This is a genomic window from Agrobacterium sp. MCAB5 (assembly GCF_052114365.1).
Lineage (GTDB): Bacteria > Pseudomonadota > Alphaproteobacteria > Rhizobiales > Rhizobiaceae > Agrobacterium > Agrobacterium tumefaciens.
In genome coordinates this window covers 384,667-403,063 of the sequence record NZ_JBFREP010000001.1, presented here as the reverse complement: position 1 = coordinate 403,063, position 18,397 = coordinate 384,667, and the positions used below count along the sequence as shown (strand labels likewise).

The window sequence follows — 18,397 nt, the reverse complement described above, 5'->3', positions numbered from 1 at the left end:
CCAGTTTGATGCCTCAGGACATGGCTTCGGCGATAAGCTCGTCTGCGGCCTCGGCCAGCACCTGATCCATCGCCTCGCCCGCCACCGTCTCGCGGCCGATTTCCAGCATGACGGGAACGGCAAGCGGTGAGACGTGATCCAGTGCACGATGGGTGGTGTGACCCTTGATTCGCTTCAGCATATCGCCAAGACGGCCAATGTCCAAAAGTCCCGCCGCCGCATCACGTCTGGTTGCCTCCAGCAGAATATGATCCGGCTCATGGCTGCGAAGAACGTCATAAATAAGATCGGCGGAGACCGTGACCTGACGGCCCGTCTTTTCCTTTCCGGGATGGCGGCGTTCGATGAGGCCTGAAATGACGGCACAGTTGCGGAAGGTCCGCTTCAGCATGAAGGATTCGTCCAGCCACGCCTCGAGATCGTCGCCCAGCATGTCCTCGTCAAGAAGTTCCGCCAACGACAGGCGGCGGGATTTCAGCCGCCTGCCAATATCCTCCATGGCCCAGATGGCGAGCGAATAATCGGTGGCAACGAAGCCCATGGGCTTTGCGCCCGCCCGTTCCAGCCGCCGTGTCAGAAGCATGCCGAGGGTCTGGTGAGCCAGACGCCCTTCAAAAGGATACATGACCATGAAGAAGCGTTTGCGGAAGGGAAATGTCTCGACCAGCAGCTCGTCGCGCTTGGGAATGATCGATTTTTCCTTCTGGATTGCCAGCCAGTCGCGCACCTGATCCGGCAGCGACTGCCAGCGGGCGGGATCGGACAGCATGGAGCGCACCTGGTCCGCAAGGTAGGTGGAAAGCGGAAACTTGCCGCCGGCATAGGAGGGTATCTTCGGGTCCATCGAAAAGGCCTGCGACACCAGGCATTCATTCTCCCGGATGCCTTCGAAGCGCAGAACCTTGCCGGCAAACAGGAAGGTATCGCCCTGCACCAGCTGCTCGAGGAAATATTCCTCGACCTTGCCGAGCGACATGCCACCGCGTCCGACCGAGCCCTTGGCATTGCGCTTGACCATGCGGACATTGAGTTCCGCAGCCTCGACGATGGTGCCGAGGTTGAGGCGATATTGCTGCGCGACCGCCGGATTGGAGACACGCCAGCGGCCGTCCTTCATCTGGCGGATGCGGGCGTAACGTTCATAGGTGCGCAGTGCGTATCCACCGGTAGCGGTAAAATCCACGACGCGGTCGAAGGTAGAACGCGGTAGATCAGCATAGGGTGAAGCGCTGGTCACTTCACGATAGAGATCATCCGCATCGAAAGGTTCGGCGCAGGCCATACCGAGCACATGCTGGGCAAGAACATCCAGTGCGCCTTGCGCGATGGGGGGCGTATCCTGCGCGCCGATATAGTTCGCATCGAGTGCGGCCCGGCACTCCATCACCTCGAAACGGTTGGCGGGAACGAGGATTGCCTTTGACGGCTCATCCATGCGGTGATTGGCGCGGCCGATGCGTTGGGCAAGGCGGCTCGCCCCCTTTGGCGCGCCGACATGCACGACGAGATCGACATCGCCCCAGTCTATGCCGAGATCGAGCGTGGAGGTGGCGACGACCGCGCGCAATTTGTTTTCAGCCATCGCGGCCTCCACCCGGCGGCGCTGTCCGGCATCCAGCGAACCGTGATGCAAGGCGATCGGAAGATTATCGTCGTTTACATTCCAGAGTTCCTGAAAAATCCGTTCCGCCTGCGAGCGGGTGTTAACGAAGATGAGCGTCGTCTGGTGCGCCTTCAGAGCGGGATACAAATCCTTCATGGCGTAGCGCGCGGAATGGCCGGACCATGGAATACGCTCCTCCGTCTGCAGAATGGCGATGTTTGGCTTGGCTCCGCCTTCCACTGTTATAAGACCTGCGGGCGGTTCTCCCTGCCCCTGCGGTGCCAGGTAACGGCGTAAATCCATCGGCTCCGCCACCGTGGCGGAAAGGCCAATGAAGCGGACATGCGGCGCGTGCCTGCGCACCCGCGCGAGCGCGAGCGACAGCAGATGGCCACGCTTGGAGGTGACGAGCGAGTGCAGCTCATCCAGCACCACATATTTCAGGTCGCGGAAAAAGCGCTCGGCTTCCTTGTTGGCAAGCAGCAGCGACACCTGTTCCGGCGTCGTCAGGAGAATATCGGGCGGTTTGACCTTCTGGCGCTGGCGTTTTGCCTGCGGCGTATCGCCTGTGCGGGTTTCGATTGAGATCGGCAGGCCCATTTCCGTGACAGGCTTGGTGAGATTGCGTTCGATATCCACCGCAAGGGCCTTGAGCGGCGAGATGTAAAGCGTGTGCACGCCGACAAAGGCGGAGCCCGGCGGCACCTTGCCGCGTTCAGCAAGATCGGTGAGCGACGCCATGAAGCCGCCCAGCGTCTTGCCGGCACCCGTCGGTGCAATCAGCAGCATGTTTTCGCCGCCACGCGCCCGAGCCATCAGCTCCAATTGATGCGCGCGCGGGGACCACCCTTTTTCGGCAAACCATTTCTGGAATGAAGGGGGCAAGGTGCCGACATGCGTGCCGGAAATGGGAGACTCAGCGTGTTTCACGCCTTCAAGGTAGTGAGAAACCTTGAAAAAAGAAGAGCGGAACAGAGCTGCTTGACAGGAATGCATAATCATGGATAAATAATATCCACGATACTAAAGCAAACCAAACGTGAGCAAATCGGATGAAACTCGGCGACGGCGTTGAACAGGCCATTCCCAGCGTAGGCATGTTAGCGGGACTTTCCGAAGGCGGCGTGCTTTCGGCGGCGGCGCTGGCAGAATTCCATGGCGTTTCCACGAGTTATCTCTTGAAGCACCTGCAATTGCTTTCCGGTGCCGGAATAGTTTCCACCGTACCAGGGCCGAAGGGCGGTTATCGTCTGGCCCGGACAACCGACAAGATTACCCTGCTTGATATTGTTCTGGCCGTGGAGGGACCACAGCCTGCCTTTCGCTGCGCAGAAATTCGCCAGCGCGGGCCGAACCCCCTGCCGGGACGTTATTTCACCAAGCCCTGCGGCATCAACGCCGCGATGCTGAAGGCGGAGAAAGCCTATCGGGCGGAACTCGCTAAAACCAGCATTGCCGACATTCTGGGCGACCTTGCCGCCACTGACGACGGCGGCATTGCGGCACGCGGCTGCGCCTTTCTGGAGCTGAACGAGCGCAGGACGGCGACGCGCTAGAACCTAAAAAGACCCGACCATCTGAAATACCGGAGAGCTTCGCAGCTTCCCGGAACGATGACACATGCCCCTCAAACTGAACCACGAATGGAGAGAGACACATGAAAACCCGTTTGAACTATGCCAAAGCGTCCCCCGAAGCCTTCAAAGCCGTGATGGCGCTCGAAACCTACGTCCAAAGCAGCGGCCTCGAGCGCCGCTTCGTTCATCTCATCAAGCTGCGCGCATCAATCATCAATGGCTGCGCGTTCTGTGTGGACATGCATGTGAAGGAAAGCCGTCACGACGGTCTTTCCGAACAGTGGATCAACCTGATGAGCGTTTGGCGGGAATCCCCGGTATATACCGAACAGGAACGGGCGTTGCTCGGCTGGGTGGATGCGGTAACGAAGATTGCCGAAACCGGCGCTCCGGATGACGCCTTCGAGGCCCTGAAGGCGCATTTCTCCGATGAGGACATCGTGAAGATCACCGTTGCCATCGGTGCCATCAACACCTGGAACCGCATCGCCGTCGGCTTCCGTTCGCAGCACCCGGTCGAAACGGCAGCAAAAGCAGCCTGATCCGCTTTACCTGCACCGGACGACCGTTACATGGCGATGTAGCGGTCGTTTCTATGATTGATGGCGAGCGCGAGATTCATGACCAGCGCGCCGAGGATGGAGCAGAGGATGACGAAGGGTGTCGCCACGAAGAATGAGCAGGCCAGCACCATGCCATCGAAGGCGAGCTGGACGAGACCGGCGCGCCAGCCAAAACGGTCCTGGAGATAAAGCGCCAATATGCCGAAGCCGCCGAGGCTGGTGCGATGGCGGAACAGTGCCAGCATGCCTGCCGCAACCGTCAACCCGCCGAAAAGGGCGGCCGCGACGGGATTGATGCTTTCGAAAGCGAAGAAGCCCGGCATATATTCCGAAAGCAGCGCCGTCATGGCAATGGCGCAAAAGGTCTTGACCGTGAAAGCAAGGCCGAGACGGCGGAAGGCGAGATAATAAAACGGCAAATTGACGAGGAAGAACACCGCGCCGAAGCTAAAGCCGATCGAATAGTGCACCAGAAAGGCAATACCCACCACACCCCCGGTGAGGAGGCCCGCAGCGGAAAGCAGCGTCACGCCGAGCGAGACCAGCATGCTGCCCGCCAGAACGCCCTGGGCATCTTCCAGCAGCGAATGGCGATCGGGCGCGGAAGCCCAGATATTCACGCGCTTGCGCGTAGTCGTATCGCCCATGCCTGTTCCCCTGATTTTCCGGCCTTGATCGAGCTATTGCGCCCAAGCGCGAGAGATTTCAAGCGTACTTTATTCAGCGCACAACGATGTATCTGTCCGAGCGGTGGTTGATGGCGAGAAACATGTTGAGGACGAAAGCGCCGACAATCGAATAGACAACGGTGGCCGGATCGATGACGAGGAAGGCGCAGAGCATCACGAATGCATCGAAGGCAAGCTGGATCAGGCCGGCGCGGATGCCGAAGCGGTCCTGAATATAGATGGCCAGAATGCCGATGCCGCCGAGGCTGGCGCGATGGCGATAAAGCGCCAGCAACCCGTAACCGAGGAGCAGGCCACCGAGCAGCGCCGCCCAGAGCGGGTTGATGCTGTCAATGACCATCCAGCGCGCTTCCACTTCCGTCAGCACCGAAACAAGACCGATGGCAATGAAGGTCTTGATGGAAAAGGCAAGACCGAGGCGGCGGAAGGAGAGGTAATAGAAGGGCAGATTGACGAGGAAGAACAGGAGGCCGAAGCTGATGCCGAAGGCATAGTGAATGAGGAAGGCGACGCCGGCGGTGCCACCGGTCAAAAGGCCGACCTTGTTCAGCAGATAAAAACCGAGCGCCGATACGATAGCTCCGGTAACGATGCCCTGCACGTCTTCCACCGGCGCATGTTTGGCCGGATCCGAACTCCACATGCTGTAAACGCTTCTCGTTCTGCTCACGCTTTTTCCCTCAGGTTTCCGCGCATTTTGCACTGCAACAAACACGCGATCAAGATGGATACGTAAGGACGGCTGACCTATCGTGAAAAAGGCAAGAAACGAAATGTTCAGGCTTTGGCGCGGGCAAGAAAAAGAATGCCGGAAAGGGGTTTTCCGGCATCCTTGCGAATGGTGGTTTTGCGGATTTCGATAAGAGAATAGCCCGCCCGCTCAAGAAGGCCGGTCACATAGCTTTTCGAATGTGCGTAACGCAGCGATTCCCGCAGCACGAAACCATCTTCATCCCCTGCGTCCTCCACCGAAAAGGCGAAGAAACCGGAGGGCACAAGCAGGGCCGAAACGAGGGGCATGACGGTTTCGAGACTGCCGAGATACATCATCACGTCGGCGGCGGCGACGAGGTCCGCGCGGTGGTGCGGCATTGCCGACGCGAACAGTCCCGAGGCGTCAGCTTCCAGCGATAGATCGGCCTGGCCGAGATGGTCGTAAAGTCCCTTTTCCTCCGCCTTGGCGAGCATGTTCTGGGAAATGTCGAAACCTTCCAGCCGCTTCGCCAGGGAGCGGATTTCAACTCCGAGAAGGCCGGTGCCGCAGCCAATATCGACAATGGTGTCGAAGACGCCGCCTCCCGCCGCCTTGCCGATCAGTTCCGCCAGCTTCTGCGGTACGCTGTAATCCAGTTTCTCGACGAGCGACGTTTCGAAACGGTCTGCATAATCGTCGAACAGCCCTTCCACATAACGGCTCGGCGGCTGCTCCGGTGTGTCCGCGGCGCCGAGAACCGCAAGTTTCAGTTCCGCTGCAAACAGCCCTTCCGTATCCAGTTCGGCGACTTTTTCGTAAGCCGCCACGGCTTTGTCCGTTTCCCCCGCCTTTTCATGATATTCCCCGAAGCGAAACCAGCCCGCCGTCCACCGTGGCGCAAGTTCAAGCGCCTGCTCCATGAGTTCGGCGGCGGCGGGATAATCACCACTCTCCGCCAACATGCGGGCATAGTCCGCCCGGCGGTCGGCAATGACGTCACCGGAAGAAAACTGGTTTGGGGCCATTCAAGATTTCCTGAGAAGATGTCGGCTGTCATTTATCAAGCCATAAAAAAACTCAAGTCCTATTTCATGGCGCACTCATGGAATTGCGAATATGACGCGATATAGTGCACCGAAACTTGCATCGAAGCAGCGTGCTTCATATGTCAGGACAAAACAGGAGACTTGCTGATGGCCGGTGAGGTCAACAAAATGCTGGGTGATACGGTGGCCCGCACCGTGGTGAAGCTGCTGGTGGTTTCATTGCTCGTCGGCTTTCTGATGGCGATCTTCGGATTGACGCCATGGAATATCATCTATGGCGCACGCGACTTCGTGGTCGATCTGTGGCGCAGCGGTTTCCACGCGCTTGGCGCAATCGGCGACTATCTGATCCTTGGCGCGACGATCGTCATACCCATTTTCATCATCCTGCGCCTCCTGAGCTATCGCCGCTGACATGACCGACACATCTTTCCAGACGCTTACGCGGCGCGGCTTCGTGCTGATTTCCGCCGGTTCCGTTCTTTCCGCCTGTGTTTCCGTGCCTACAAACAAGGGCATGCCGTCAGGCACCCGCGATGAGACCGCGGCAGCGCTTCCAATGGTCAACGAGTTGCGCCGCTCGAAAGGGCTTTCGCCACTCTCCTTCAGTAGTGCGGCAAGTGGTGCGGCCGCTTATCAGGCCGGACGCATGGTCAAGGCGCAGAAGATGGCGCATCTGATCGGCCTGACCGACAGTTTCCTCATCCGCATGAAGGACGGCAATGTGCCGCTACCAGCAGCGGAAAACGTGGCGGCCGGGCAGGACAGCGTGGAGCGTGTCGTCAAGGCCTGGATCGGCTCGAAACATCATCTCGAAAACATGCTCGGACCATATAATGGCCTTGGCGTCGCGGTTGCCTATGATGCCGCAAGCCGCAACCGGCCCTATTGGGCGATGGTGCTCTGCGCGTGAGATAACGGGGGGCGCCCCCTCCACCCTCATTCCTGTCCCTGTCACAGGGATGAGGCAGGAGAGCACACCGCCACGATAAGCACTTATCTTAACCGACGCAGCGTCTCGACCGTTCAGGTCATCGTCATCCAAGCTTGCGGTCGGCCCAGCGGTCGACCGTGCTGTCGCGTAGGTCACGAATGGACTGCACACCTTCGCGAGAGACCAGCTTCGACAGGCCTTTGACGATGGACGACGGCAGGCCGGGGCCTTCATAGACCATGCAGGAATAGAGCTGAACCAGATCGGCCCCTGCCCTTACCTTTTCCAATGCCGTTTCCGGCGAAGAAACGCCACCCACGCCGATGATGGGCAGATTGCTGCCGACGCGCCGGCGCATCTTGGCGAGAACAGTGGTCGAAAGCTCGAATAGCGGCTTGCCGGACAATCCACCCGCCTCACCCTTATGCGGACCGGGCCGCAGGCCTTCACGCGAGAGCGTGGTGTTGGAGACGATCAGGCCATCGAGATCATGGGCCAGCGCCTCTTCCGCCACGTCATCCAGCCCTTCCTCGGTCAGATCGGGCGCGATCTTCAGGAAGATCGGAATGCGTTTGCCAAAGCGTTCGGCTTCTGCCCTGCGGCGCTCCAGCACGGCGCCAAGAAGTGCCGCGAGGCTTTCGCGCGCCTGCAAGTCACGCAGACCCGGCGTATTGGGCGAAGAGATGTTGACGGTGAAATAGGATGCGACCGAATAAAAGGCCTCGATGCCCTGCACATAATCGGCGATGCGGTCTTCGCTGTCCTTGTTGGCACCGATATTGACGCCGACGATGCCGCGTAGCTGCGCCTGCTTCAGGCGCTCCAGCGCCGCGGCATGGCCTTCATTGTTGAAACCGAGGCGGTTGATGACGCCTTCATCCTCAACCAGACGGAAGATGCGCGGTTTGGGATTGCCGGATTGCCCACGCGGCGTGACGGTGCCGATTTCAGTAAAGCCGAAACCGAGCCTCAGAAGTGGTCCCGGGACTTCCGCATTCTTGTCGTAACCCGCCGCCATGCCGAGCGGATTGGGGAAAACGAGGCCTGCAACGGTCTGCTGCAGACGCGGATCGTGCGGCACCATGCAGGTGGGCAGAAAGCCGCTTTTCAGCGCCGCTACGGACAGGCCATGTGCCTTTTCCGGATCGACAAGAAACAGGCCCTTGCGGCCGATTGAGGAAAATAATCCGCTCATCACAAAATCTCCGGAAACTGGTGCTGGCCATCATGGCCAAGTGAAAGCGGCGTTTCCCAAAGCACGGCGGTCAAGGGAAGAGACGCATAGAGATGGGGGAAAAGATCGCCGCCTCTCGAGGGTTCATAAACCAGCTTGTCGCCAAGTGCTGCACCATCAACAGCGATCAGAAGCAGGTCGGTCTGGCCGGAAAAATGCCGGGCGGCAGTCTCGGCCGCCTGCTTTGCCGTTGAAAAATGAATGAACCCATCAGTCAGATCGATGGCGGCGCCTTCGAAGACGCCTTGTGCCCTGGCTGCATTCCACAACGTCTCCGGCACGATTTTATAAATGATCGCGGGCGTTTCGTGCATGGGGCTCTCCGAAGGCTTTCCAAGGCTTTTCAGTCTGGGCGGTTTGCCGCAAAGCGGGTCGATTGTCCACAGTTTCCACGGCATTTTTATTGCCGCGACGGCTGTTCCCAAGCTTTTTCTTGTAATACGCAACCGATTAGAGCAACCTTTCAGAAGAGGAGCCGGAAGCAGTCTAGACTGCCGGCAAACGGGAGTGCGCCATACCTTTCAAAGAACCGCATAACGCCCTTGGGAGGGGGCCAGAATGTCGGAACTTGTCATTATCATCGCAGACGACCACCCGCTTTTTCGCGGTGCCCTCAAACAGGCCGTATCCGGTCTTGATGGGCAGCAGACAATCATGGAAGCCGGGGATTTCGAGGCTGCCAGAAGTGCCGCGACGGCATGCAACGACGCCGATCTGATGCTTCTGGACCTCGCCATGCCGGGTGTCAGCGGATTTTCAGGCCTGATGGCGCTGCGGGCGGAATTTTCCAGCCTGCCCATCGTCATCGTTTCGGCAACGGACGACGCGACCACTGTTCGCCGGTCCATCGAACTCGGCGCTTCCGGTTTTATTTCCAAATCCTCGGGCATCGACGATATCAGGGATGGCATTCGCGCGGTTCTTGAAGGCGATGTGTGGATACCGGCAAGCTGTCAGGGCGAAAAGGAGCATGATCCTGACGTGGCTGATCTCATCGGCCGGCTCAGAACGCTGACGCCGCAACAGAGCCGGGTTCTGGGCATGCTGGCGGAAGGCCTGCTGAACAAGCAGATCGCCTATGCGCTGAATGTTTCGGAAGCCACCATCAAGGCGCATGTCTCCGCTATTCTGTTGAAGCTTAAGGTCGATAGCCGTACACAGGCGGTGATACAGCTCAGCAAGATAAACACATCGGCCATGGTGGCATAATCGAGGATTTTATTCCTTTCTTTTCTTTACTCCTGACGGGATATGGTCTAGATTCCGCGGAGTAAACGACAGGAGCTTTTCCGCCACGGGCTCCACCTGCGGGCTTTCATTATGCTTTCACACGAGACGATCTGGAGCGCCATCGATACGCTTGCCAAACGTCACCAACTGACGCCTTCGGCCTTGGCGAAGCGTGCCGGTCTCGATCCCACCTCGTTCAACAAATCGAAACGTTTCGGCCCGGATGGCCGCAAACGCTGGCCTTCGACGGAATCGGTATCCAAGGTGCTGGAGGCGACGGGGGCAAGCGTGGACCAGTTTTTTGGTTATGCTTTCGGCAGGACGCAGACAATGCAGCCTTCCGGTGCGGACAATGCCATCCCCCTGCTCGGTTTTGCGCAGGCGGGCTCCGGCGGCTTTTTCGACGATGGCGGTTTTCCGGCCGGTCAAGGCTGGGATGTGGTGGAGTTCCCGTCTTCTCCCGAACGCAAGCAGGGCGTCTACGCGCTGGAAGTGCAGGGCGAAAGCATGATGCCGCTTTACCGCGACGGCGATATCCTGATCGTGGAGCCGGGCGCGCAGGTGCGGCGCGGCGACCGCGTTGTGCTGAAAAGCCGTGACGGCGAAGTGATGGCCAAGGTGCTGGCGCGGCAAAGCCCCAAGAATATCGAGCTTCTTTCGCTCAATCCCGAACATCCGAACCGCAGCTTCGACATGGCCGATGTGGAATGGATCGCCCGCATCATCTGGGCCAGCCAATAGACACCCGCCATTGCGAAGACAGGCGTCCTACTTGCCCGGGCACAACTCAGAGAGCAGGCGTCGATACTATCCCTTTACAGACCGAGTGACGTTGCCGCGGCATCAACCGTCATGATCTTCGCACCGCCGGAAGCTGCCCAGCGGACAAGGCTCTGAAGTTTGTCTTCCGGGCAACCGTAAAAGCTCGGCGTCTGCGAAACATCATGGGTGAAAATGATGAGCCAGCCGCCATTTTGCAAAACATCCTCGAGCCAACGATCGGCGGCATCGAGATAGTTTGGGTCCGCGCGCAACTCCACCCCGGCAAGATTGTACGGATCGATGCTGCCCCGGTTGATGCCAGGCATGATGCCGCGAGCGGTCTTGAACCTTCGTCGTAACAGGGGCTGCATGACGGGCGAGGCCATGCCGAAAGGAACGGAGAAATTCCGCCTGCCTCGGTTTTCGGCGAACGATCCCAGCACGGTTTCGTTGTGATCAAGATCCTCTTCAAGCCCGCGCCGTGAAAAGCTCGAGAGTTTGCGATGGGAAAAAGTATGGCAGGCAAGCTCGTGGCCGGCCGCTGCAAGTTCCGAACAGCCTTCGGTTGAAATCATGTCCTGCTGTTCATAGTGCTTGTCGATAAAAGTACCTGCGAGATAAAATGTCCCGCGAACACCCTCGCTTTCCAGAATGCGCGCGCCCTTCGTCCAGGCGGTCGCCGGCACATCATCGAATGTGAAGGAGACGATTGGTTCGGACGTTTTGATCAGCGCCGCCGGTCCTGGAAAGTACTGCACCAGCCGGTTATTGATCCTGTCTGCAAATGTCCCGATTTTTTGTGTCATGCATAAGCCCCCCGGCCTGTCTGCAAATTACTGCCCCTGCTCAAGTATGTCGTACGCCTGATGCCTCAAACAATAGATTGCAATCAGTAGAGAAGACCAGATAGGCCCGGTTCCGGTAAAGAAATTACTCTCAAGACACGAAGAAAGCAGTGCATACACCCAAATTCGTGCAAAAAGCCGCGTTAATGCCGGATCGGTACCCTTGTTCACAGCTATACGAAAATCGTTTGCGGGTATGATGACGAGCCATATGACGATGAGAACAAAGGCCGGCAGGCCGCCATTCAGCAGGCTTTCGACAAAGCCGTTATGGGCATGGAAGGCGGTGACCGCCCAGGTGCCGGCGGTATCGGCCTGCTCCAGAAGCCGGTCACTCGTCCAGAATGCCTGAAAACCCTGCCCGAAGATCGGCGATTGCGCAAACGTGTCGAAGGACAGGCGCCATATATCCGTTCGGCCGGTAAAGGTGGAATCGATCCCCAGACTATCAACCACATGCCGTATGCTCGGAAAATAGGTGGAGCCGACCGCGAGGATGTTGAGGAAAGCCAGAAGACCTCCGATCATCAGCAATGTCCGACCGGCATGTCTTTCCATGACCCAGACCAGCGCAACAGTGACGGGCAACAGCATTGCTGCGGTTTTCCCGTTGGTTTTCCAGAGGAAGAACCCTGCCAGAAGCGTGATGACAATGCCGCCGACCGTCGACCAGCTATTGCGCAGGTAAAGCCCGATCATGACGAGAATGATCATGGCCGGAGCGGCGGCATTCTTGTGATTGAAGATGCCGCGCCAATCGCCGGCGAGCGCCGTTTCATCGAGATCGTAGGGCTGGTGGATCGAGCGCGAGCGCAGGAAGATCACCCCGAAGTAGCAGAGCGCCAGCAGGATGACGGCGAAGATGGCCATCATCCGGTCGAACTGCCGCCTGTCGCGCGGCATGACGACGAGGACGCTGGTGATGAAGCACAGAAGGCCCGTAAAGAGCAAACGTTGCAGCGAAGTGCCAGGCTGGGAGCCAAGCACCGAACAAATCACCAGCCAGGAAAACAACAGCAGAATGGGCAGACGCGGCCGCAACAAAAGCCCTGTCAGCCGATGACGCAGGGCAAAAACACCCAGCATCAGCGCAATCACCAGCCCGGTCAGCTGGTTTGCGGCGGCGTGCGGCACGGGTGCAGCCGCAAGATTTTCAAAAGGCGCAACGGAAATCCAGATATAAAGCATCGTGACGACGAAAAAAATCGCGTCGCGACGGCCGCCCGTAAGCGACATGCTGTTGCTTTGTACAGGAATGGACTGCGTATCAGTAAAAGGCGGCATCGTCGGCCACATCGAAAAAGGATAATCGGATCATTGGCCTGCCTTGTGACGAACAACGAAACCCTTTTTGAAACCGGGCCATGTCCAAATAACCATAACAGTCATTATCATCATTATTATACAATTGCTTTAACCCTCTCTTACCTCAAGAAGGCTAAGACTGGGCAACTGCCATTCATAGAGGTCAACGGCCTTCGAATTATTGCCCCCTTGCCGGGTTTTTCCAGTTCATCAATTTTAAAAACACGGCAGTTATCTTGAATTCGCCCGGCGACGCCGGAAAGCACGGAGAATAAGGTGTCGTTGAATACGCCGCGGTTCAGCCATCTAGTCAGACTGGGATTGACCTATATGGCATCCGGCGGGGCGCTTTTGATGTCCAGCGCCGCCCAGCTTTTGACCTTCGCCCTGCTTGCCCGCCATCTCGGCGTGGAACAATTCGCGCTCTATGCCTCGATCACGGCCGTGACCAATCTCGGCGTACAGATTTGTGGTTTCGGTTCGCAGGAATCGCTGATCCGCCGCGTGGCGCAGGATCGCAGCATGTTTCCCGTGATGCTCGGCCACAGCTATCTCTTGAGCGCCACTACCGGCATTGTGCTGACCATCATCGGCATGGTCACGATCCCGGTGTTTTTCCCGACGTCGGAAACATTACTGCATACCCTCATCACCACTTTCGTGATCCTGGTGACGAACCTCATCCTTCTGAAAGTCATTTCGCTTTCCACCCAAAGCTTCATCGCCCATTCCGACTTCGCCTCCGCCAACAAGCTGGAAGTGATGTTCGCCGTTGCCCGCACAATTGCCGCCGTGGTCGCTTGTCTCATCTTCAAGGTGGAGACGGTGGAGGCCTGGGCCCTGTGGAACTTGGCTGCCCATACGATTGCGGCAGTGATTTCGCTGAAGGCGATCGGCAGGCTCGGTCGGCCGGTCTTCCGGATCGTTCGCGATGAAATCCGCATCGGCATCCTGTTTTCCACCCAGTTCCTGTTCAAGGCCGTGCGTGGCAATGCCGATATTCTCGTTCTCGGTGCCGTTGCCAGCGCCGAGGTTCTGGGCAGCTACTCCATTGCCCGGCGAATTCTCGACAGCTCCTACCTCTCCGTCGAGGCTCTCAACCGGCTGATCTATCCGGGGTCGGCCTCAGCCGCCCTGCAGGGTATCGGAAAGACTATAGAGCGCGCTTATAATGTGCTGAAGGCAGCGCTAGTCATCGCAGTCGGCAGCGCACTGGTCATCTTCATCATCGCACCCTTCCTGCCGCTACTGTTCGGCGACGAATATGTCTCGCTGCCGATCATCACCCGTATCCTTTGCTGGGTCGTGCTGCCGATGGCCGTTGCGGCGACCGCGCTTGAGGCGCTTGGCGCATCCGGACGGCAGGATATCCGCGCCAAGATATGGAACAGCGGCAATCTCATCGGCTCCGTTATCGTCGCCTTCCTCACCTGGTCGTTCAGCATTTCCGGAACGATCGGCAGCTATTTCTTCGTGGAAGCCGCCATCGCCGCCGCCGTTTGGATCGCGCTTTTGCGATTGCGGCGCAACGAAGAAGCCTTTGCGCCCGCCAAATAGAACGTCATCCGGGCGCAGATCCGAATGAAACCGGATTTCTCTAATAAAGCCCGTAGGGGAAATAACGCCGGTAGATTTCTTCCAGCCGGCCATTGCGCGAAAGTGCGGCAAGCGCCTGATCAAAGGCCGGTACAAGCACATCGTCCGGATCAACTGCCATGATGGAAAGGCCTTCACCAAGAAATCTGTCGGATAAATAAGGTCCGCCGAAAAGCGCACAGCAAGCACCGGACGCGCTTCCCGAAACCCAGAAAGGCAGGCGCAGCCCATCCGCAAAAACCGCGTCCACCTTGCCCGTCTTCAACGCCTCATACATGGGTTCGTAACCATTAAAGCGTTCGGCCGAGGCTTTGGGAAAAAATGCCTTGAGCATCTGTTCGTGCCGCGAGCCCGTGACCACACCCACCTTCTTTCCCGACAGGGCATCTGCGCCGGAGCCAGTGAATTTCGCCGCCTTGTTGACGGCAAGACGCGCGGGCAACAGCAGATAGGGTCGCGAGAAGGTGAAACTCTTTCGCAGATCGGCGGTGGTGGCAATGCCGGAAATCACCGCTTCGCCCTCTCCCATTTCCAGCGCTGCCTCCAGCTCGTCAAACGGCAGTGCCTGCACCTGGCATTTGCTCTCAACCTTCAGCTGGGCGCAGATTTCGCGCACCAGATCGACATGAAAACCGGCAAGCCGGCCTTCCTGATCGGTAAAATTAAAGGGTGGAAAATCGACCGACATCAAAAACCTGATCCGGGGCACGGAGGAGAGATCGCCACCCGGAAACCGCTCCTGCGCATCAAACAGCACCGGCATGCGGTTTCTGTCCGAGAGACCTTCCGCGTGAAGTTCTCCCAAATTACCACCGAATTGTAAAGCGATAGCTAAAGTAAAACTAATAACTATATTTCGCGTTACATTCATCATTCTCATCTATACTATCCGTAGCAAGAAGCAGGGCGTTACCATGGCGGCGGCGGCGATGCATGGATTATTTTAGGCACTATACACGAGAATCGTTCCGCACGACGTCAACGGGGCGAAAAATTGCGTTTTCGCTCATCGGCGACAATCCGCTTTGGACAGCGCCCGAACCGGACGAGCATGGGCCAACACGCTTTCTCTCTTCGCTGGGGTTCGGCAAGCCTTACATCGCTGCATTCGAAGAGCAAGCCCTCAAAAACGGCTCAACCGTGGAAGACGAATTGCTGGCGAGCGGCCTAGTCGATGCGGATGCGTATTACGGTGCGTTTGCCAGATTGTTGCGATTGCCGTTTCGACCGGAAATCGATCCGGGTCGTGTCGCAGACATCAATCACCTGGACGCGCAACTAGCCGAACCACGGCTCCTGCGGTTGACACCGCTGAATGGTAAGCCAGTGCTGCTGATCGTGCCGGAACTGGCAAGAATGGAATTGCTGAAAGGCATCCTCGATCAGCGTCCGTATCTTCTTGAAGAACTTGCCGTGACCACGCCACAGGCCATGCGCAGCGCGATCTGGAAGGCGGGCGAAGCACGCCGCTGCCGAGACACGCGACATCAGCTTTTCAACGCGGCGCCACAGCATTCCGCAAGGATCACGCTGCATGGCGAGCAGGGTTTTGTCAGCGGCATTTTCGTTACCCTGCTCGTTCTGTCGCTACTGTTTTATACGCAGGCGGCCCTGGCCTATATTCACGTCACCCTCACGATGCTTTATCTCTCCACCTTGCTTTTCAGGTTGTTTGCACTCGTCCATACGCCAAAAGGAAACGATGCGAAAACCGTCATACCACTCCAGCAGTACGGGGAGCTGCCGGTCTACACTATTCTTGTGGCGCTTTATCGCGAAGAGGCGGTCGTTGAGCAGCTCATTCATGCGCTGGAGCGGCTGGACTGGCCCAAATCCCGGCTCGATATCAAGCTCGTATGCGAGGCAGACGACGTAGCGACGATCGAGGCCATCCAGCGGATAAATCCCGGTCCGCATATCGAGATCGTCAAGGTGCCGCCATCCATGCCACGCACGAAGCCCAAGGCCCTGACCTATGCGCTTTCCGGCGCGCGTGGCACTTTCGTTGCCGTTTACGACGCCGAGGACCGGCCGCATCCGCTGCAATTGCGCGAAGCCTATGCCGCCTTCCGCGGCCAGCCGGACGAGGTGGCCTGTGTGCAGGCGCCGCTTATTGTCAGCAATGCCAGCTCCTCCTGGCTCAGCGCCTGTTTCGCACTGGAATATTCCGGCCTTTTCCGCTGCATGTTGCCCGTTCTTGCAGCGTGCAAGCTGCCGCTGCCGCTTGGCGGCACCTCCAACCATTTTCGCACCGCCGTGTTACGCCGGGTGGGAGGATGGGACCCGTATAATGTGACGGAAGATGCCGATATGGGCCTCCGGCTGCACAGGCTGGGTTATCGCTGCGGTGTCATCCGGCGGCAGACACTGGAGGATGCTCCGACCTCCCTTTCCGTCTGGCTGAACCAGCGCGCGCGTTGGTACAAGGGCTGGCTGCAAAGCTGGCTGGTCATGACCCGCTCGCCCTTCACGACCGCGCGCCGCATGGGATGGATCGCCTATATCGTCTTTCAGCTGCTGATTGGCGGCATGCTTCTGTCGTCGCTGGCCCATCCCTTGCTGTTTGTTTCCTTCGCCTTCATGGCCATGGCAATCCGGGAAAACGGCACGGATATGCTGCTTTCCTGGCAGGGCATTCTGTTTTTCATCGATACGCTGAATATTTTCGGAAGCTACGCCATCTTCGTACTGATGGGCAGAAACAGGATGATAGCTCATGAGAAACAACAGGTCGGACGGCGCTGGTTGGCGATCCCGCTTTACTGGCTGATGCTGTCACTCGCCGCATGGCGCGCCGTGGTGGAATTGAAAACCAAGCCGTTCGTCTGGAACAAGACGCCGCATATGCCGGTCATCAGGAACAAGGCCTGACGACCAGATTTTATAAACGAATTCCGGTTCCGTCAGCGCCGCCACTGCGGATATGGCACAAACCAAAACGCCTTGCCGAACGAGGCTTCTCCACCGGCAAGGTTTATCGCTTCGCAAAAGATCGGCCGAGCAGCTCTACTTGGTAACGAGCTTGTTCTTGATGAGGCCGACAATGATCTGGACAATCAGGCCGCCGACGCCGCCGCCAACAAGCTGGCCGGCAAGAGCGCCTATATCCATGCCGCCGGCGGCAGCAGTTCCCGCCGTCCCGAGCAGCGATCCGAGCACGGTTCCTCCGCCGATGCCGCCAATAGCGCCGGCAATCAGGTTGCCGAGCGCACCGAGATCAGAATCCTTGAGTATTTTTCCGCCGGCCGAACCGCCAACCGCACCGCCGACAATTTGGGCCAATATCGAAGCAAGATCCATGTCACCCTCCTCACAGGTTTCCCCGACCATTCGGGGAAACAATGCTTCCCATTCATGTCTGTGCGGGCCGGAGAAAGCGGGCCTTGAGCCTTAGTCTTTCTCGCCGAAAAGTTTCCAGACCACGGCGCCGATTGCGCCGCCGAGGATCGGAGCGAGCCAGAACAGCCAGAGCTGTTGCAGCGCCCATCCACCAACAAACAACGCCTGTCCCGTCGAGCGGGCCGGATTGACGGATGTATTGGTGACCGGAATGGAGATCAGATGAATAAGTGTGAGAGCAAGGCCGATTGCGATCGGCGCAAAACCAGTGGGAACCCTGCCATGCGTCGATCCCAGAATGACGATCAGGAAAAATGCCGTCAAAATGACTTCGATCAGCAGCGCCGACACGAGCGAATATCCACCCGGCGAATGTTCCCCGTAACCATTTGCGGCAAAACCGCCAATATCGGCACCGGCTTTGCCGGTAAGGATGACATAAAGCGCCCCCGCCGCGACAATCGCCCCCAGAACCTGCGCCACTATGTAAGGAGCGAGGTTCGATGCCGGAAATTTGCCAGCAACGGACAGACCGACGGAAACGGCCGGATTAAAATGACCGCCCGAAATACCCCCGACCGTATAGGCCATGGTCAAAACCGTCAGACCGAAAGCGAAAGCGACACCAAGAAAGCCAATGCCGAGTTCAGGGAAAGCAGCGGCAAAAACCGCACTGCCGCAACCTCCGAACACGAGCCAGAAAGTGCCAAGAAATTCCGAAAGAAGCTTGCGACTCATAACACTCCCCCAATAATGTTACGACCGCATCAACTATTACGTGCAATTTAATTGTAGTCAAGCTAAATCGCATAGTCGCACGTTTGCCGGAGCGATGGCGGTGACATGCGCGCTTTTGGCTGGCCAGGAAGTGGTTTGGATTGCCTTGAAAATATGGAGCGGGTGAAGGGAATCGAACCCTCGTATTCAGCTTGGGAAGCTGCTGCTCTACCATTGAGCTACACCCGCGCCGCGCACAAGAC

The 18,397-nt window shown here is 58.0% G+C and carries 19 protein-coding genes and 1 tRNA gene; 8 read left to right on the top strand and 12 right to left on the bottom strand.

Features of this window, described 5'->3' with window-relative positions; genetic code table 11:
- Positions 1–13: 13 nt before the first annotated feature.
- Complete coding sequence (locus AB4Z23_RS01985) at positions 14–2,605, bottom strand: ligase-associated DNA damage response DEXH box helicase (protein ID WP_421475864.1); 2,592 nt, start codon at positions 2,603–2,605, stop codon at positions 14–16.
- 50 nt (positions 2,606–2,655) lie between these two features.
- On the opposite strand from AB4Z23_RS01985, the gene AB4Z23_RS01980 reads away from it, so the two are divergent.
- A complete protein-coding gene (locus AB4Z23_RS01980; RefSeq protein WP_441359977.1) occupies positions 2,656–3,159 on the top strand; it encodes an RrF2 family transcriptional regulator in 504 nt (167 codons plus the stop codon).
- A gap of 101 nt (positions 3,160–3,260) precedes the next feature.
- Positions 3,261–3,722 carry a carboxymuconolactone decarboxylase family protein gene (locus AB4Z23_RS01975; RefSeq protein WP_003514954.1) on the top strand — a complete coding sequence of 154 codons (462 nt, stop codon included), beginning with the start codon at positions 3,261–3,263 and terminating at the stop codon, positions 3,720–3,722.
- Between the two features lie 26 nt (positions 3,723–3,748).
- On the opposite strand, the gene AB4Z23_RS01970 is transcribed toward AB4Z23_RS01975, so the two are convergent.
- The 3 genes from AB4Z23_RS01970 to AB4Z23_RS01960 all read right to left on the bottom strand — a co-directional run bounded on the left by AB4Z23_RS01970 (position 3,749) and on the right by AB4Z23_RS01960 (position 6,151).
- Entirely contained in the window at positions 3,749–4,390 is a 642-nt protein-coding gene (locus AB4Z23_RS01970) for a YitT family protein (RefSeq protein ID WP_003514952.1), read from the bottom strand.
- A gap of 73 nt (positions 4,391–4,463) precedes the next feature.
- Complete coding sequence (locus tag AB4Z23_RS01965; protein ID WP_003514951.1) at positions 4,464–5,075, bottom strand: YitT family protein; 612 nt, start codon at positions 5,073–5,075, stop codon at positions 4,464–4,466.
- Positions 5,076–5,209: 134 nt separating this feature from the next.
- Positions 5,210–6,151, bottom strand: a complete 942-nt coding sequence (locus AB4Z23_RS01960) for a methyltransferase domain-containing protein (protein ID WP_421475866.1) — start codon at positions 6,149–6,151, stop codon at positions 5,210–5,212.
- A 168-nt stretch (positions 6,152–6,319) separates the two neighbouring features.
- Here AB4Z23_RS01960 and AB4Z23_RS01955 point away from each other — a divergent pair, with 168 nt between their 5' ends.
- The gene (locus AB4Z23_RS01955) at positions 6,320–6,586 is read left to right on the top strand and encodes a DUF6460 domain-containing protein (protein WP_003514949.1); all 267 of its coding nucleotides are present in this window, start codon (positions 6,320–6,322) and stop codon (positions 6,584–6,586) included.
- Between the two features lies 1 nt (position 6,587).
- The gene (locus AB4Z23_RS01950; RefSeq protein WP_013635432.1) at positions 6,588–7,085 is read left to right on the top strand and encodes a CAP domain-containing protein; all 498 of its coding nucleotides are present in this window, start codon (positions 6,588–6,590) and stop codon (positions 7,083–7,085) included.
- Between the two features lie 124 nt (positions 7,086–7,209).
- Here the strand turns inward: AB4Z23_RS01950 and AB4Z23_RS01945 are convergent, their stop codons facing one another.
- Both AB4Z23_RS01945 and AB4Z23_RS01940 read right to left on the bottom strand, forming a co-directional pair.
- Entirely contained in the window at positions 7,210–8,301 is a 1,092-nt protein-coding gene (locus AB4Z23_RS01945; protein WP_013635431.1) for a quinone-dependent dihydroorotate dehydrogenase, read from the bottom strand.
- Positions 8,301–8,654, bottom strand: a complete 354-nt coding sequence (locus AB4Z23_RS01940) for a DUF952 domain-containing protein (RefSeq protein ID WP_003514946.1) — start codon at positions 8,652–8,654, stop codon at positions 8,301–8,303. The genes AB4Z23_RS01945 and AB4Z23_RS01940 overlap by 1 nt, the downstream gene beginning before the upstream one ends.
- 244 nt (positions 8,655–8,898) lie before the next feature.
- Here AB4Z23_RS01940 and AB4Z23_RS01935 point away from each other — a divergent pair, with 244 nt between their 5' ends.
- Both AB4Z23_RS01935 and AB4Z23_RS01930 read left to right on the top strand, forming a co-directional pair.
- Entirely contained in the window at positions 8,899–9,549 is a 651-nt protein-coding gene (locus AB4Z23_RS01935; RefSeq protein WP_003514945.1) for a response regulator, read from the top strand.
- Positions 9,550–9,660: 111 nt separating this feature from the next.
- Positions 9,661–10,311, top strand: a complete 651-nt coding sequence (locus AB4Z23_RS01930) for a S24 family peptidase (RefSeq protein ID WP_003514944.1) — start codon at positions 9,661–9,663, stop codon at positions 10,309–10,311.
- Positions 10,312–10,385: 74 nt separating this feature from the next.
- On the opposite strand, the gene AB4Z23_RS01925 is transcribed toward AB4Z23_RS01930, so the two are convergent.
- Both AB4Z23_RS01925 and uppY read right to left on the bottom strand, forming a co-directional pair.
- On the bottom strand, positions 10,386–11,138 hold the full coding sequence (locus AB4Z23_RS01925) for a polysaccharide deacetylase family protein (RefSeq protein ID WP_441359976.1): 753 nt from the start codon (positions 11,136–11,138) through the stop codon (positions 10,386–10,388).
- A gap of 27 nt (positions 11,139–11,165) precedes the next feature.
- Complete coding sequence (gene uppY, locus AB4Z23_RS01920; protein WP_421475868.1) at positions 11,166–12,461, bottom strand: Wzy-type polysaccharide biosynthesis protein UppY; 1,296 nt, start codon at positions 12,459–12,461, stop codon at positions 11,166–11,168.
- A gap of 351 nt (positions 12,462–12,812) precedes the next feature.
- Here uppY and uppX point away from each other — a divergent pair, with 351 nt between their 5' ends.
- On the top strand, positions 12,813–14,039 hold the full coding sequence (gene uppX / locus AB4Z23_RS01915) for a Wzx-type polysaccharide biosynthesis protein UppX (protein WP_421476034.1): 1,227 nt from the start codon (positions 12,813–12,815) through the stop codon (positions 14,037–14,039).
- Between the two features lie 40 nt (positions 14,040–14,079).
- Here uppX and AB4Z23_RS01910 read toward each other — a convergent pair whose 3' ends face one another.
- Positions 14,080–14,841 carry a transporter substrate-binding domain-containing protein gene (locus tag AB4Z23_RS01910; RefSeq protein WP_421475870.1) on the bottom strand — a complete coding sequence of 254 codons (762 nt, stop codon included), beginning with the start codon at positions 14,839–14,841 and terminating at the stop codon, positions 14,080–14,082.
- Positions 14,842–15,011: 170 nt separating this feature from the next.
- Between AB4Z23_RS01910 and AB4Z23_RS01905 the strand changes: the two genes are divergently transcribed.
- Positions 15,012–16,949, top strand: coding sequence for a glycosyltransferase family 2 protein (locus AB4Z23_RS01905; RefSeq protein ID WP_441359975.1), 1,938 nt, complete (start codon positions 15,012–15,014; stop codon positions 16,947–16,949).
- Between the two features lie 135 nt (positions 16,950–17,084).
- On the opposite strand, the gene AB4Z23_RS01900 is transcribed toward AB4Z23_RS01905, so the two are convergent.
- The 3 genes from AB4Z23_RS01900 to AB4Z23_RS01890 all read right to left on the bottom strand — a co-directional run bounded on the left by AB4Z23_RS01900 (position 17,085) and on the right by AB4Z23_RS01890 (position 18,383).
- Positions 17,085–17,378, bottom strand: coding sequence for a hypothetical protein (locus AB4Z23_RS01900; protein WP_162696531.1), 294 nt, complete (start codon positions 17,376–17,378; stop codon positions 17,085–17,087).
- Between the two features lie 90 nt (positions 17,379–17,468).
- Entirely contained in the window at positions 17,469–18,155 is a 687-nt protein-coding gene (gene aqpZ / locus AB4Z23_RS01895; protein WP_111782833.1) for an aquaporin Z, read from the bottom strand.
- 154 nt (positions 18,156–18,309) lie between these two features.
- A tRNA-Gly gene (locus AB4Z23_RS01890) sits at positions 18,310–18,383 on the bottom strand.
- Positions 18,384–18,397 lie beyond the last annotated feature (14 nt).